Annotated in this window: 15 protein-coding genes; 12 read left to right on the top strand and 3 right to left on the bottom strand. The window is 70.7% G+C overall.

Annotation, left to right across the window (positions count from 1 at the left end; translation table 11 throughout):
• Positions 1–27: 27 nt before the first annotated feature.
• From HDC37_RS08875 to HDC37_RS08845, 7 genes are all read left to right on the top strand, one after another.
• Complete coding sequence (locus tag HDC37_RS08875; protein ID WP_257021381.1) at positions 28–1,260, top strand: MFS transporter; 1,233 nt, start codon at positions 28–30, stop codon at positions 1,258–1,260.
• A 114-nt stretch (positions 1,261–1,374) separates the two neighbouring features.
• Entirely contained in the window at positions 1,375–2,307 is a 933-nt protein-coding gene (locus HDC37_RS08870; RefSeq protein ID WP_179560027.1) for a carbohydrate ABC transporter permease, read from the top strand.
• Positions 2,307–3,260 (top strand): carbohydrate ABC transporter permease, encoded by a 954-nt coding sequence (locus tag HDC37_RS08865; protein WP_179560026.1) that lies wholly within the window; start codon positions 2,307–2,309, stop codon positions 3,258–3,260. The genes HDC37_RS08870 and HDC37_RS08865 overlap by 1 nt, the downstream gene beginning before the upstream one ends.
• A 56-nt stretch (positions 3,261–3,316) precedes the next feature.
• Positions 3,317–4,678 (top strand): ABC transporter substrate-binding protein, encoded by a 1,362-nt coding sequence (locus HDC37_RS08860; RefSeq protein ID WP_179560025.1) that lies wholly within the window; start codon positions 3,317–3,319, stop codon positions 4,676–4,678.
• 73 nt (positions 4,679–4,751) lie between these two features.
• Positions 4,752–5,312, top strand: a complete 561-nt coding sequence (locus HDC37_RS08855) for a DUF1992 domain-containing protein (protein WP_179560024.1) — start codon at positions 4,752–4,754, stop codon at positions 5,310–5,312.
• A gap of 80 nt (positions 5,313–5,392) precedes the next feature.
• Positions 5,393–5,959, top strand: coding sequence for an SRPBCC family protein (locus HDC37_RS08850; RefSeq protein ID WP_179560023.1), 567 nt, complete (start codon positions 5,393–5,395; stop codon positions 5,957–5,959).
• On the top strand, positions 5,956–7,413 hold the full coding sequence (locus HDC37_RS08845; protein WP_179560022.1) for an NAD(P)/FAD-dependent oxidoreductase: 1,458 nt from the start codon (positions 5,956–5,958) through the stop codon (positions 7,411–7,413). Before HDC37_RS08850 ends, HDC37_RS08845 begins: the two co-directional genes overlap by 4 nt.
• Positions 7,414–7,427: 14 nt before the next feature.
• On the opposite strand, the gene HDC37_RS08840 is transcribed toward HDC37_RS08845, so the two are convergent.
• Positions 7,428–7,934 (bottom strand): bifunctional nuclease family protein, encoded by a 507-nt coding sequence (locus HDC37_RS08840; RefSeq protein ID WP_179560021.1) that lies wholly within the window; start codon positions 7,932–7,934, stop codon positions 7,428–7,430.
• Positions 7,935–8,019: 85 nt separating this feature from the next.
• On the opposite strand from HDC37_RS08840, the gene HDC37_RS08835 reads away from it, so the two are divergent.
• On the top strand, positions 8,020–8,514 hold the full coding sequence (locus HDC37_RS08835; RefSeq protein WP_179560020.1) for a metallophosphoesterase: 495 nt from the start codon (positions 8,020–8,022) through the stop codon (positions 8,512–8,514).
• A 38-nt stretch (positions 8,515–8,552) separates the two neighbouring features.
• On the opposite strand, the gene HDC37_RS17185 is transcribed toward HDC37_RS08835, so the two are convergent.
• Positions 8,553–8,675 carry a hypothetical protein gene (locus HDC37_RS17185; RefSeq protein ID WP_257021380.1) on the bottom strand — a complete coding sequence of 41 codons (123 nt, stop codon included), beginning with the start codon at positions 8,673–8,675 and terminating at the stop codon, positions 8,553–8,555.
• A gap of 94 nt (positions 8,676–8,769) precedes the next feature.
• Between HDC37_RS17185 and cofD the strand changes: the two genes are divergently transcribed.
• The 4 genes from cofD to HDC37_RS08815 are packed head-to-tail and all read left to right on the top strand — an operon-like array spanning position 8,770 to position 13,067.
• Positions 8,770–9,747 carry a 2-phospho-L-lactate transferase gene (gene cofD, locus HDC37_RS08830; RefSeq protein ID WP_179560019.1) on the top strand — a complete coding sequence of 326 codons (978 nt, stop codon included), beginning with the start codon at positions 8,770–8,772 and terminating at the stop codon, positions 9,745–9,747.
• Between the two features lie 9 nt (positions 9,748–9,756).
• Positions 9,757–11,013, top strand: coding sequence for a D-arabinono-1,4-lactone oxidase (locus tag HDC37_RS17535; RefSeq protein WP_179560018.1), 1,257 nt, complete (start codon positions 9,757–9,759; stop codon positions 11,011–11,013).
• A gap of 27 nt (positions 11,014–11,040) precedes the next feature.
• Positions 11,041–11,961 (top strand): oxygenase MpaB family protein, encoded by a 921-nt coding sequence (locus HDC37_RS08820; RefSeq protein ID WP_179560017.1) that lies wholly within the window; start codon positions 11,041–11,043, stop codon positions 11,959–11,961.
• A gap of 17 nt (positions 11,962–11,978) precedes the next feature.
• Positions 11,979–13,067 (top strand): DNA polymerase IV, encoded by a 1,089-nt coding sequence (locus tag HDC37_RS08815; RefSeq protein WP_179560016.1) that lies wholly within the window; start codon positions 11,979–11,981, stop codon positions 13,065–13,067.
• Between the two features lie 3 nt (positions 13,068–13,070).
• Here HDC37_RS08815 and HDC37_RS08810 read toward each other — a convergent pair whose 3' ends face one another.
• A complete protein-coding gene (locus HDC37_RS08810; RefSeq protein ID WP_179560015.1) occupies positions 13,071–14,216 on the bottom strand; it encodes an ROK family protein in 1,146 nt (381 codons plus the stop codon).
• Positions 14,217–14,255: the final 39 nt, after the last annotated feature.

Here is a 14,255-nt window from a genome sequence, read left to right as displayed (position 1 = left end):
GCGGCCGACCGAATCGACCTGATGCACATGACTTCTTCTGCCGCGCGCCGCCCGATGACACTGATCCGGGCCGCGGGCCTGTCGTACTTCCCGATCGCGCTCGTGGCGCGTCTGCCGTTCGCGATGGTGGTCGTCGGGCTTCTGACTCTCGTCGTCTCGGCCCGCGAATCGCTCGCCCTCGGGGGCGTGACCGCCGCGGTGACCGGCCTCGGCACCGCGATGTTCGGCCCGCTCCTCGGGGCCGCCGCCGACCGGTTCGGCCAGCGACGGGTGCTCCTGTGCGCGGGGCTCGTCAACAGCCTGCTTCTCGTCGCGATCGCGTGGCTGGCGTTCGCGCCGGTCCCCGATGTGGCAGTGCTGGCCGCCGGCTTCCTGATCGGCGCGTCCACGCCCCAGGTCGCCCCGCTGTCGAGGAGCCGCCTCGTGGGGATCATCGCCCGGGCCATCGACCCGGCCCGCCGTGACGCCGTGGTCAGCGGTACCATGGCCTACGAGTCCGCCGCGGACGAGATCGTCTTCGTGTTCGGCCCCGTGATCGTCGGCGTCCTCGCCGCTACGCTCGATCCCGTCGCACCGGTCCTCGGCGCTGCCGGCCTGGCGGTGATCTTCGTATCTGCCTTCGCGCTGCATCCGTCCGCCCGTGTCGAGGCCGGTGTGCGTGGCGGCACTCCTGCGCCGGCTCCCGTGCGCGAGCTCACCCGGGTCGCCGCACCCGTCGTGGGCGCTCTCGGAATGGGCCTGTTCTTCGGCACGATGCTCACCTCGCTGACCTCGTTCATGGCCGACCGCGGCATCGCTGAGCAGGCGGGTGTCGTCTACGGCGCCATGGGTCTCGGCTCGGCGGCGCTGGCCCTGGGTGTCGCGGCCTTCCCCGCTCGGTTCAGCCTCGGTGCGCGCTGGATCGTCTTCGCCGCCATCCTCGTCGCCGGCACCCTGGCGCTGCCGTTCGTGACGAGCGTGATGGCCATGACCCTCACCCTCCTCGTCATCGGTGTAGGGATCGGCCCGACCCTCGTCACGCAATACAGCCTCGCCGCCCGTCGCAGCCCTCTCGGGCGCTCGTCGACGGTGATGACGATGCTCGGCTCCGGCATCGTGGTCGGCCAATCAGCCTCGACCGCCGTCGCCGGGATCGTTGCGGAATACGTGGGGACGGATGCCGCGCTGACGCTGCCGTTCCTCGCCGCGACGGTCGTGCTGCTGGCGGGCGTCGTCGATGCACTGATGAGCCCCCGACGGCAAGTACGGTTCGGCAACTAGACACAACTTCTCCTCGTTGGCAAGCACATTGCCGACGGACTCTCCGGGCGCCTACGGTCCGAAGGATCTCAGAGGAGGACCGATGCATCATCGACGGATGCCGCGGGTGCGGCCATGAGCGTCATCACGCGGCGCGCGCCCGCAGCACGCGACCGGTACAACCGGCGCGAGGCGATCGCGGGCTACCTGTTCATCTCCCCGTGGATCATCGGATTCCTGATCTTCACGGCTGGGGCGATGGCGTACAGCCTTTACATCTCCTTCAGCAATTACAACCTCGCCACGAACAGCGCCCGGCCGGTCGGTTTCGACAACTACGCCAACCTGTTCGAAGACCCCAGGGTCGGCGTTTCGCTCGCCAACACGCTCTTCTACGTGGTGATGGCGGTGCCGCTGGAGATCATCTTCGCCCTCTTCCTGGCGATGCTGCTCGCACGCGCGAGCCGCGGCGCAGGGATCTTCCGGACGCTCTACTACCTGCCGAAGATGACCCCCGCCGTAGCGACGGCAGCGGTGTTCTTCCTCCTGCTGAACGGCAACTCCGGCGCGATCAACCAGTTTCTGCGCATCTTCGGCATCCAGGGGCCTCAGTGGCTGGTCGACCCGGCCTGGGTCAAGCCGAGCATCGTCCTGATGACGCTGTGGACGGTCGCGGGGACGATGGTGATCTTCCTCGCGGCTCTGAAGAACGTCCCCGTCGAGCTGTACGAGGTCGCCTCCCTCGACGGCGCGGGACCCGTGCGGAAGTTCTTCTCCATCACCCTGCCGATGATCTCGGGCGCGATGTTCTTCAACGTCATCGTCCTGTCGATCGCGGCATTCCAGATCTTCGACCAGGCGTACCTGCTGTTCTGGCGCGACCAGAGCAATTCCTCACCGGAGGCCTCGCTCTTCTACGCCATCTACCTGTTCCAACAGGCGTTCCGACAGTTCAACTTCGGCTTCGCCGCGGCGATGGCATGGCTGCTGTTCGTCATCATCATGGTCATCACGCTCATCCAGGTGAAGTTCGGCAACCGATTCGTCTACTACGAGGGGGACCGCTGATGTCGGCGACACTTCAGACGCCCGGCGTCGCTCGTCCCACGCCGGAACTCGCGGCGGCAGCAGAAGGTGCACCCGCCCCCCGCTCTCGGTGGCGCCGCGCGGTGTCGCAGCCGAAGACGCTGGCGGGCAGAGTCGTCCTCGCCGTCGCGCTGATCCTCTTCTCACTGCTGTTCCTGTATCCGTTCGTCTGGCTCGTCGCCGCAAGCCTGAAGCCTCGCGGCGAGGTCTTCGACAACGCGCTCATCCCGCGCACCTTCGTGCCCGAGAACTACGTCGAGGTGTGGAATCAGCTGCCGCTCCTCAGCTGGATGTGGAACAGCATCGCCATTGCGCTTCTTGCGGCGACCGCCGTGGCGATCTCGAGCTCGATCGTGGCGTTCGGGTTCGCGTACTTCCGCTTCCCCGGCCGGGGGGTGCTGTTCGGGCTGGTCCTCGCGACGATGATGCTTCCCGGCGCGGTGACGATGATCCCGATCTACCTGATCTGGAAAGAGACCGGGTTCCTCGGCACCTGGGTGCCGCTGTGGGGGATGAACCTGTTCGGGTCGGCGTTCTACATCTTCCTGCAGCGTCAGTTCTACCTCGGGCTTCCGCGTGAGCTGTTCGAGGCGGCCAAGCTCGACGGCGTCAACAACTGGGGCCTGTTCTGGCGCATCGCGATGCCACTGTCGATCCCGTCCTTCATCATCGTGTTCCTCTTCGAGTTCCAGGCGAGCTGGAACAACCTCCAGGCCGCGCTGATCTATCTCAACGCCGGCGGGGTGGAGGACTTCACGGCGCCGCTCGGCATCGCCTACGCCATGACGAAGTACAGCCCCACCGCGGGAGGCCAGGGCGACTACCAGTACGTGATGGTGGCCTCCCTCCTCGTCACACTTCCGATGCTGATCCTCTTCGCCTTCGGGCAGCGCTACTTCATCGAGGGCGTCGCCACCCAGGGGCGGAAGGGATGACGTCGGAGCGATCCTCGCCGGATGCACCACGTGTACCACCAAGGGAAAGGAATCTCATGTCTCGACAGCGCACAGGCATCGCCGTTCTCGGCGCGGCATCCCTCCTCATGATCACCGGTTGCGGCGGCGGAGGCGGCGCGACGGCCGAAGACGTCGACTTCGGCGCCGACGCCGCGGGCACTCTCAGTGTGTGGGGGTTCGAGAACGCCGACGACGTCGGACAGGCGCGTTTGGACTACGCCGCCGGCGAGGTCTCGGACGTCGAGGTCGACCTCGACGCCACCGCTTTCGACGCCCAGAAATTCACGACGCGTATCGCGAGCGGCGATGTGCCGGACGTCGTGCAGATGGACCGGCGCTTCGTCACCACCTACGCAGCCCAGGGCCTCGTGCTGCCGATGGACGACTGCTTCGCCGAACAGGACGTCACCCCCGATGACTACTGGTACCCGTTCGTCGTCGACGACGTTCGCTACGAGGACCAGGTCTGGGGCGTGCCGCAGTTCTACCAGCCGCCGGCGATCATCGTGAACCGCGCGGTGCTGGATGAGGCGGGCGTGGCGAACGAGGAGATCGACACCTCGCAGCCGGACGTCCTGCTCGAGGCGATCGCGAAGGTCTACCAGGAGTCCGGCGGCGTGCCCACGCGCCTCGGCTTCGACCCGGTGGCCACCGGCCAGGCGCCGCTGTGGATCCTCGGCATGGGCGGTCAGCTGACCGACGCGGACGGCGTGCCGACCCTCGACGACCCGTCCAACATCGCGGGCATCGAGATGCTCCAGCAGATCAGTGACGCGCAGGGCGGCTTCGCGGAGGTGAAGAGCTTCACCGACTCCTTCGACACCTTCGGAGACCAGAATCAGTTCGTCGCCGACCAGGTCGGCGCACAGGTGAACGCGCAGTGGTACCCGAACGTCCTCTCGCCCTACATCGACGACATCGCCATCCAGGCCGTGCCGTTCCTCGACAGCGAAGGGAACCCGTTCTCGGTCACCGGTGGTCAGGCCTTCGTCATCCCCGCGGGAGCCGCGAACGCCGCTGCGGCGTGCGAGTGGCTCGTCGAGGTGACGAGCGAGAACGCGTGGATGGCCGCGGCCGAGGCGCGAGCGGCGACCCGCGAGGCCGACGGCGGCATCAACACCGGCCTGTTCACCGGAGCCCCGGGTCCAGATCAAGCCATCCGTGATCAGTACGTCGTGCCGTCGGGCAACGACGACTTCGACCAGGTCATCGCCACCTACTACGACGTCCTCGACTACGGCCAATCGTTCGGCTCCTCCCCCGTCGGTCAGGAGATCCAGAACGAGTTGAACAACGCCGTGACCGCGGCGCTCCTGGGCGACAAGAACGCGGAGGAAGCACTCGCCGACGCGCAGGCAGCGGCGATGCGCGCCTACGACAACGTCACGGGGGGCTGAGAGCAGCACCCATGGTGAGACCGGATCGAGCCGGTCTCACCGCGGGTGCGTACCGTGGAAACAGGAGGTGCGGATGGAGGATCCCCGACTTCGCGCGGCACGGTATCGCGTCGAGCGGCTGCAGCAGGAGGAGTCCGCGGATGCGGCACCCGAGGCTGTCGAGGAGCCTCCAGCCACACCCACGGCCCACGCCCGAGCCCGTGCCGCCTACGTCGACGTCGCCATCGAGCAGGCGATCCGGCGCGGGGATTTCGACGACCTCCCCGGCGCCGGCAAGCCCCTCCCCGATCTCGGACGTGCCCACGACCCGAACTGGTGGATCCGTCGCAAGATCGAACGCGAGCAGCTGACCGGGCTCGGACCACCGGCGCTGACTCTGCGGGTCGAGGACGCCGAGCTGACGGGGAGGCTGGACGCCCTCTCGCGGGAGGAGGATGTGCGGGAGGCCGTGGAGGACTTCAACCGACGGGTGAAACTCGCGCGGATGCAGCTGCTCGGCGGACCGCCCGTCGTCACCGCACTCCGCGACGTCGACGCCGAAGTCGCGGAGTGGGCGGCGCGCCGTCGGGCGCGGATGCCCGCCCCCGACGAGGTCCCACCCGCGCGACCGTGGTGGCGCAGACCGAGGCGATGACCTGTCAACCGGGTGCGCGGCCCGCCCGGATGCCCCTACGGTCGAAGCATCCGGGAGGAGACCGCCCGAAGGAGGCCGAGATGTCACGCAACGTGCGGGAGATGACGTGCGCGCCCGAGAGCGTCTTCGAAGTGCTGGCCGAGGGATGGCTCTTCCCGACGTGGGTGGTCGGCGCGTCCCGCATGCGGGACGTCGACGCCGATTGGCCCGCGGTGGGTTCGCGTCTTCACCACTCCTTCGGCGCCTGGCCCGTCCTGATCAACGACGAGACGGTGTCGACCGAATGGAGCCCGCCTCGGCGCGCGGTGATGGTCGCGACCGGCTGGCCGATCGGCGAGGCCCGCATCTCCATCGACGTCAAGCCGCGCGGCGAGGGCTGTGTCGTCCGCCTGCAGGAGGAGGCCATCGCAGGTCCTCCCCGCTACCTTCCCGATCTTCTGCTCGATCTGCTGCTGCATCGGCGCAATGCCGAGACACTGCACCGCCTGGCGTATCTGGCGGAGGGACGCCATGCCCGCACGCGCGAGACCACCGCCGAGGAGGAGAACGACGAGGCGGGGCGCCCCTCCTCCCCCGACGTCGCCGATGATCATGAAGCCGAGCAGGCCGCCGAGGCGGCCGACGCGGCGGAAGCGGCGCGCGGATGAGGCGGGCGGGCGACCTCGACGCCATCGTCGTCGGCGCCGGACCCAACGGCCTGGCGGCCGCCGTCACGCTCGCCCGGGCGGGACTCGGGGTCCGTGTCTACGAGCGATCAGGGGCCGTCGGCGGCGGCACCGCGACATCCGAACTCACCCTCCCGGGGTTCCGCCACGACGTCTGCTCAGCGGTTCACCCCCTGGCTCTCGCGTCACCGTTCTTCCGCGAGTTCGGGCTCGGCGACCGCATCCGGTTCGAGGTGCCCGAGATCTCCTTCGCCCATCCCCTGGACGGCGGCCGCGCGGGCGTCGCCTACCGCGACCTCGACCGGACGGTCGAGGACCTCGGTCGCGACGGCGCGGCGTATCGCGCCCTCCTCGGACCCCTCGTCGCCGCGTCGGATCAGATCGCCGACTTCACCACCCACCCGCTCGTACGTGTCCCCCCGCACGTGACCGCGCCTGTGGCGTTCGGTCTCGCCGCGCTGTCGCAAGCCGGTGGCTGGTGGAACGCCCCCTTCGCCGAAGACCTCGCGCCGTCCATGATCACCGGCGTGTCGGCCCACACCATCCTCCCCCTGCCGAGCCTGGCGTCGGCGGCGGCGGGACTCGCCCTCACGACCCATGCGCACGCGCGCGGCTGGCCGATCCCGATCGGCGGCAGCCAGGCGATCGCCGACGCCCTCGCCGACGATCTCCTCGCCCACGGCGGCGAGATTCTCACCGACACCGAGGTCACGAGCCTCGACGAGCTCCCGCCTGCCCGCGCCATCCTGCTCGATGTCACTCCGGCCGCGCTCATCCGGCTCGCCGGCGGGCGGATGCCCGCGGCGTACCGCCGTGCGCTGGAGCGGTTCCGGTACGGCAACGGCGTCCTCAAGGTGGACTTCGCCCTTTCGGGCCCGGTGCCGTGGACGAACGGGGCCGTCCGTCGCGCCGGGACGGTGCACGTCGGCGGCACCCGGGCGGAGGTGGCGGCGGCCGAGAACACCGTGGCGCGCGGCGGGGTGCCCGAGCGGCCCTACGTGCTGGTGGCCCAGCCCAGCACCTTCGATGACAGCCGCGCGCCGGAGGGCATGCACACGCTCTGGACGTACACGCACGTGCCGGCGGGATCGACCGTGGACGCCACCGAGGCCGTCATCTCCCAGATCGAGCGATTCGCCCCCGGCTTCCGCGACGTCATCGTCGCCACCTCCACGCTCACGGCCGTCGACATGGAGCGGCACAATCCGAACTACCCCGGCGGCGACATCGCGGCGGGCCTGCCGGATGTGCGCCAGCTCCTGGGCCGCCCGACGCTGTCGCCCGAGCCCTGGCGCACCGCGATGCCGGGGGTGTACCTCTGCGGCGCGTCGACGAGTCCGGGGCCAGGGGTGCACGGGATGGCCGGATGGCTGGCGGCCCGCAGCGCCCTGCGCCACGAGTTCGGCACCCGCATCCTGCCCAACCTGGCCCCCTGAGGCGGTCGCGCGCGTCAGCCCTGGAAATCCTCCGGATCGACCTCGTCGAGGAAGCGCTTGAACTCCTCGAGCTTCTCCTCCTCGAGACCGGCGTCGTCGTCGAACTCCATCGCCGACACAGGGATGCCGGCGTCGGCGAGCACCTCGTCGGCCACCCAGATGGGTGCGCCGACGCGGGAAGCCAGCGCAATGGCGTCGGAGGGACGAGCGTCGAGGACGCGCTTCCCGCTCGGAAGCCGCAGGGTGATCTCGGCGTAGAAGGTCCCGTCGTCGATGCGGGTGATCTCCACCCGTTCGACCTCCGCCGACACCGTCTCGAGCAGCGTCTTCATTAGGTCGTGCGCGAGCGGGCGCGGAGGTTCGGCGCCCTCGACCGCGATCGCGATCGAGGTCGCCTCCTGGGCGCCGATCCAGATGGGGAGCATCCGGGGGCCGTCCGCCCCTTCGGTGATCGGCCGCAGCAGGATCACGTACTGGCGCGCCGCGTCGAGCGCCACCCCGATCACACGAACCTGGACCATGCCGACCTCCTCGATGTCGACGGCGAGGATGAGCCCATCGTAGGCACAGCCGCCCCCTCCGGCGACGGTCGGTCAGAATCGACGCATGCCGACGCGCCTGCTGCTGATCTCCGACACCCACATCCCCGGCCGGGCGCGTAGCCTGCCCGACGCCGTGCGGGGCGAGGCCGACGCCGCCGATCTGATCATCCACGCCGGTGACTGGGTGTCCGTCGGCGTGCTCGACGACCTCCGGGGCCACGGTGAGGTTCTGGGCGTGCACGGCAACAACGACGGTGATGACCTGCGCGCGCTCCTCCCCGAGTTCGCGGCACGGACGATCGAGGGGGTGCGCTTCGGTGTCGTGCATGAGACCGGTGACGCGAAGGGCCGCGAGAAGCGGATGTCGCTGCGCTACCCCGAACTCGACGTGCTCGTGTTCGGGCACAGCCACATCCCGTGGGACAGCACCACCGACTCGGGGCTGCGCCTGCTCAATCCCGGCTCACCCACCGACCGTCGGCGGCAGCCGCACCACACCCTCATGACCGCGATGGTCGATGACCGTGCCGTCCGTGCGGTGACCCTCGTCGAGCTCTGAGTCCGTCGAGAGCGGCGAGGGCCACCACGCGTCATGCTCTACGCTTCCGGGTCCTCACCTTCGGCCTGCGACGGGTGACCCTCCTGAGGCAGCACCTCTCCGTCGGCGGGGCGGTCGGGATCTTCGCCTTCGGCCTGGCTCGGCTTGTTGGGATCGGACATGTCGATCTCCTCTCTCGGATGTCAGCCCATGCTCTCCCGCATCCGCATCGACGCCGAGGGGGTTGACGGCGGACCGCGCGGGTAACGTTGACGGGTGAGGATCACCGTCATCGCAGGGGGCGTCGGCGGCGCCCGATTCGTGCGCGGCGTCCGCGAGCACATTCGCCGCAGCGCCGAGGACCACACCGTGGAGGTGGTCGTGAACACCGGGGATGACTGGTGGCTGGCTGGTCTTCGCATCTGGCCCGACCACGACAGCATCCTCTACACCCTCGCCGGGCAGAACGACGAGGAGCGCGGGTGGGGTCGGCGCGGCGAGAGCGAGCGCGTGTCGGCCGAGCTTCGCACCTGGGGCGTCACCCCCGAGTGGTTCACCCTCGGCGACCTCGACCTGGGGACGCACATCGCCCGCACGGCCTGGCTTCGCGCCGGGAAGACCCCGACGGAGGTGGCCGGGCGCCTCGGCGCCCGATGGGACCTCGGCGTGACCCTGCACCCCGCGACTGACGACGAGATCGACACCCACATCGTGACGCCGGACGGCGAGCGCCTGCATTTTCAGGAATGGTGGACCCGGCATCGCGCCCGTCTTCCCGTCGCGCGATTCGAGCAGCAGGGCATCGACGAGGCGCGCCCCGCCGCGGCTGCGCTGGCCGCGATCGCCGCCGCCGATGTCATCCTCATCGCGCCCTCGAACCCCGTGGTGTCGATCGGACCTGTGCTGCAGATCCCCGGGTTCCGCGACGCGCTGGCCGCCGCCTCGGCGCCGATCGTCGGCGTCTCGCCGATCATCGGCGGCGCCGCGGTGAGGGGAATGGCCGAGGCGTGCCTGGCCGTGATCGGCGTCGATGCCGACGCGGGCGCCGTCGCCCGGCACTACGGCGCGCGCGGCGCGGGTGGCGTGCTGGACGGCTGGCTGGTGGGCGAGGAGGACGCACCGGCGGTGCCGGGTGTCGAGTCGGCGGGGATCGTCGCCCGAGCGGTTCCCCTATGGATGCGGGACGCCGACACGTCGGCCGCCCTGGCCGCCGATGCGGTGACGCTGGCCCGGACGGTCGCCGATCTGGGGTAGACCTGTGGGGTGACGACCAACTGGGCAGGAAACCTCACGTACCGCGCCGCGCACATCGTCGAACCCGCCGATGAGGCCGAACTGATCGCCCTCCTCGACCGGGCGGGGAACGACGGCACCACCGTCCGGGTGCTGGGCAGCCGGCACTCCTTCAACGACGTCGCCGACACCGACGGGGTGATCATCTCCCTCGCCGGTCTCGCCGCGGCAGATCCGGTGCGGGTCGCGCCCGACCGCGAGACCGTGCGGATCCCCGCAGGCATCCGCTACGGCGACCTGGTGCCCGTCCTCGAGGGCGAAGGTCTGGCCCTCGCGAACCTCGCCTCCCTCCCGCACATCTCCGTCGCCGGCGCCGTGCAGACCGGCACGCACGGATCGGGTGATCGTGTCGGAGCCCTCGGCACCCAGGTCGCCGCCGTCGAACTCCTCACCGCCGCCGGAAAGCGGATCACGCTGACCCGGGGCGAGGACGGCTTCGACGGCGCCGTCGTCGGGCTCGGCGCGCTCGGCATCGTCACCCACCTGCACCTCGACGTCGAACCGCACTACACCGTCGCGCAGACGGTCTTCGAGGGCGTGCGGTGGGATGACGCGCTGAGCCGTTTCGACGAGCTCACCGGTGCGGGCGACAGCGTGAGCCTGTTCACCCGGTGGACCGATTCCGACGTCATCGACCAGGTGTGGGTGAAGGCCCGGACCACATCGACTCCCGACGACCTGTCGGCGTTCGGCGCCCGAGCTGCCGACGGTCCCCGTCACCCGATCCCCGGCATCGACCCGACCCCGTGCACGGCGCAGGAGGGTGTCCCCGGGCCCTGGTACGACCGCCTCCCCCACTTCCGGCTGGCGTTCACCCCCTCGGCGGGTGAAGAGCTGCAGTCGGAGTACCTCGTCGCCCGGGCTGACGCCGTGGCGGCGATCCAGGCCGTGCGGCATCTCGCCGACCGCATATCGCCGCTCCTGCTCACCTGCGAGGTGCGCACGATGGCCGCTGACGATCTGTGGCTGTCTCCCGCGTACGGGCGTCCGACCGTCGGCATCCATTTCACCTGGCAGCGTGATGAAGCAGCCGTGCGCGCCCTCCTCCCCTCGCTCGAGGCCGCCCTCCCGGCCTCTGCCCGTCCGCACTGGGGAAAGGTCTTCACCATGCCCGGCGACGAGGTCCGTCGCCGCTATCCGCGGTTCGACGACTTCGCGGCGCTGCGGGCGCAGCTGGACCCCGACCGCCGGTTCGTCGGCGACTACCTCGCGCGACTGGGTCTCTAGCCTCCGGAGGCGTGGCACGCTGGAAGCATGGGCACCGGATCGCTCGCTCCCCCGCGTTCGTCGACGCTGCGATCTCGCCTGCTCACCGCCCTCTCGGGCGACCCCAACGGCACCCCTCCCTGGGTGCGGGCGCTCGCCGATGGCGAGGACGCCGGGTACTTCGCCGACGGCGGAGCCGTATGGACCGTGCACGCCGGCACGAGCACGCTCATCGCGGGGATCCGTGCGCTGCTCATCCAGGCGCTCCACCCGGGTGCACTCGCGGGCGTCCACGACCACTCGCGGTATCGCGACGATCCCATGGGACGCCTGTCGGGCACCGTGCGGTGGATCCTGTGCGTGACCTACGGCTCGACCGAGCAGGCGAGGCGCGAGACGGCGCGGGTCGGACGCCTCCACCAGCGGGTGCGGGGCACCTACGACGCCGCCGAGGGTGAGCGCACCTACACCGCCGCCGACGCCGATCTCGTCGAGTGGGTGCATCTGGCCTTCACCGAGGCCTTCCTCGGCGCGCACAAGATCTGGGGCGGCCCCATCCCCGGCGGCAGCGACGCCTACGTGCGGGAGTGGGCGCAGGCGGGCCGGCTGATGCGCGTCGCTCATCCCCCCGAGACCGAGGCCGCACTGCGCGAGCGCCTCGCGGCGTTCACCGGCGAACTGCGACGGGACGAGCGGGTGGACGAGGTCGTGCGGTTCCTCCGGCGCGTGCCGCTCCCCGGCTCGATGGGCGTGAGCTATCGACTGCTGTTCGCCGCTGCCGTGGCGAGCCTCCCCCGGGAGTACCGGAAGCTGCTGGGGCTCCGCCGGCTGCCGCTGCCGGTGATCACGCTCGCGCGGTTCGCGCTGGCGGCATCCACCCGCGCCCTCGGCGCCGGGCCCCGTGCGCAGGATTTCGCCCGCGAACGCCACGCACGGCTCGGGTTTCCGCCGCCCGTGAGCCAGGTCTGATCGGTCGGGGCGCACCGATGGCCGGGGGCGATGCGGGGACGCGGCGCTGGGTGCTGCACGTCGATCTCGACCAGTTCATCGCGGCCGTCGAAGTGCTCCGCCACCCCGAGCTGGCAGGGAAGCCCGTGATCGTCGGCGGCCGGGGCGACCCCACCGAGCGCGCGGTCGTCTCGACCGCGTCGTACGAAGCGCGTGCGTTCGGCGTCGGATCGGGGATGCCGCTGCGCATCGCCGCACGGAAGGTGCCCGACGCGGTGATCCTGCCGGTCGATCACGACGCGTACGCCGCCGCCTCGGCGGACGTGATGGCCACGCTTCGCGCCCAGCCGGGCGCCGTGGTGCAGGTGCTCGGATGGGACGAGGCCTTCGTGGGCATCACCACCGCCGACCCCGAGCGGTACGCCGAGAACCTGCAGCGGGCGGTGCTCGAACGCACCCGGCTCCACTGCAGCGTGGGCATCGGCGACACCCTCGTGCGCGCGAAGAACGCCACCGGGTTCGGCAAGCCGCGCGGCCGCTTCCGCCTCACGGCGGACAACTGGCTCGAGGTGATGGGCGACCGGCCCACGATCGACCTGTGGGGTGTGGGGAAGAAGATCTCCCAGCGCCTCGAGGCGCTCGGCATCCGAACGGTGCGCGACCTCGCGGTCGCCGAGACCGCGCCCCTCGCGGCGGAGTTCGGACCGAAGATGGGGCCCTGGTACCGCCAGCTCGGGCGCGGCGACGGGTCGGACGTCGTCGACGACACCCCCTGGGTCGCACGGGGTCACAGCCGCGAGACGACGTACCAGCAGAACCTCGTCGCGCGGGAGGAGGTCGAGGCCGCCGCGCTCGAGCTGCTCGCGCAGGTGCTCGACGATGTCGCCGCCGAGGGGCGCCCCGTCGTCGGCCTCGGGCTGAAGGTGCGCTATGCCCCGTTCGTCACCAAGACCTTCACCCGCAAGATCCCCGAGACGCACGACCGCGAGAGGGTGATCGCCGAAGCATCCGCTCTTCTTGTCAAGATCGAACCCGACCGGCCGGTGCGGCTGCTCGGGATGCGGGCGGAGATGGCCATGCCGGATGGTGCCCGAGAAGGCCACACGCCCACCCGCAGCGGCTGGTAGCGCTCAGACGGCAGAACCTCCGCCGAGATCGATCCGATCGACCGCCGCCTGGATGGCGACCGCGGCCGCTCCGCGCGCCCACGCCGCAAAGCCGCTGTCGTCGATGTGCAGCGCGACGGGATCGGCCCGCGGATCCCGGGCCGCGGCGATCGCCGCCCGAACGTGCTCCTCGGCGGCGGCGAAGAGGCCGACCCCCTCCCCGGCGAGCACGACCGCACGCTGCTGGGTAAGACCCGCGACGAGCGCGATGAGGCGCCCGAGCGCGTCGGCCCATGCGTCGACGATCGGGGCGATGCGCTCATCACCGGCGAGCGCCAGGGCGGCGAGCTCGTCGGAGGCTGCGGGGCGGCCGAGCGCGCGGGCGCATACGGCGAGGATCGACGCAGTGGTCAGCATCTGCGCGCAGCCGCGATGCCCGAGCGGACAGACCGGGCCCGATGCCGCGACCGGTACGTGTCCCACGAGGTCGGCGCCGGCCGCGGAACGCACCACGCGGTCACCGACGACCAGACCATGCCCGATCCCCGCACCGATGGTGAGGAGCGAGAACCCGGGGATGCCGCGGCCATGACCGAACCAGTGTTCGGCCTCGGTGAGCGCGATGACGTCGTTCTCGACCGTCACCGGCACGCCCAGGCGGGGGGCCAGCCGCGGAGCGAGATCGACGTCTGCCCAGTCCAGGAACGGCGCGAATTCCGCGCGACCCTCGCGCACGACGCCGCCGAGGCTCACGCCGACCGCGCGAAGGTGCACGACGTCGGCCCCGGGAAGGTCGGCGAGGAGGCCGCCGACGAGGTCGGCGATGAGCGCGCACACCGCCTCGGCGTCGGTGGCGGCGAGGGGTCGCTCTCCGCCGACGAGTACCTCGGCACGCGCATCGGTGACGACGGCGTAGGCTCGGTCGCCCGTCAGCTTCACCCCCGCGAACCGACCCCACTCGGGGGCGACGTCGAGGGGCGTGACGGGGCGGCCGACGAGGCCGTCGGCGGTATGCGCTCGTTCGAGGAACACACCGTGGTCGAGGAACGGCTTCACCAGGCGGGTCAGGCTCGCCGGCGACAGAGCGAGGCGCTGTGCCAGCGCGCTCCGGGCGATCGGTCCGTGCACCAGGACGGCGCGCGCCAGAGCGGACTCGCTTGCGGTCAGCACGGTGCCTCCTCGACCGGGCCTCACCTCGGTGAGGGAATA

Source organism: Microbacterium sp. AK009 (assembly GCF_013410955.1).
Taxonomy (GTDB): domain Bacteria; phylum Actinomycetota; class Actinomycetes; order Actinomycetales; family Microbacteriaceae; genus Microbacterium.
The sequence above is the reverse complement of the archived record's forward strand: the minus strand, read 5'-3'. Positions and strand labels throughout refer to the sequence as shown.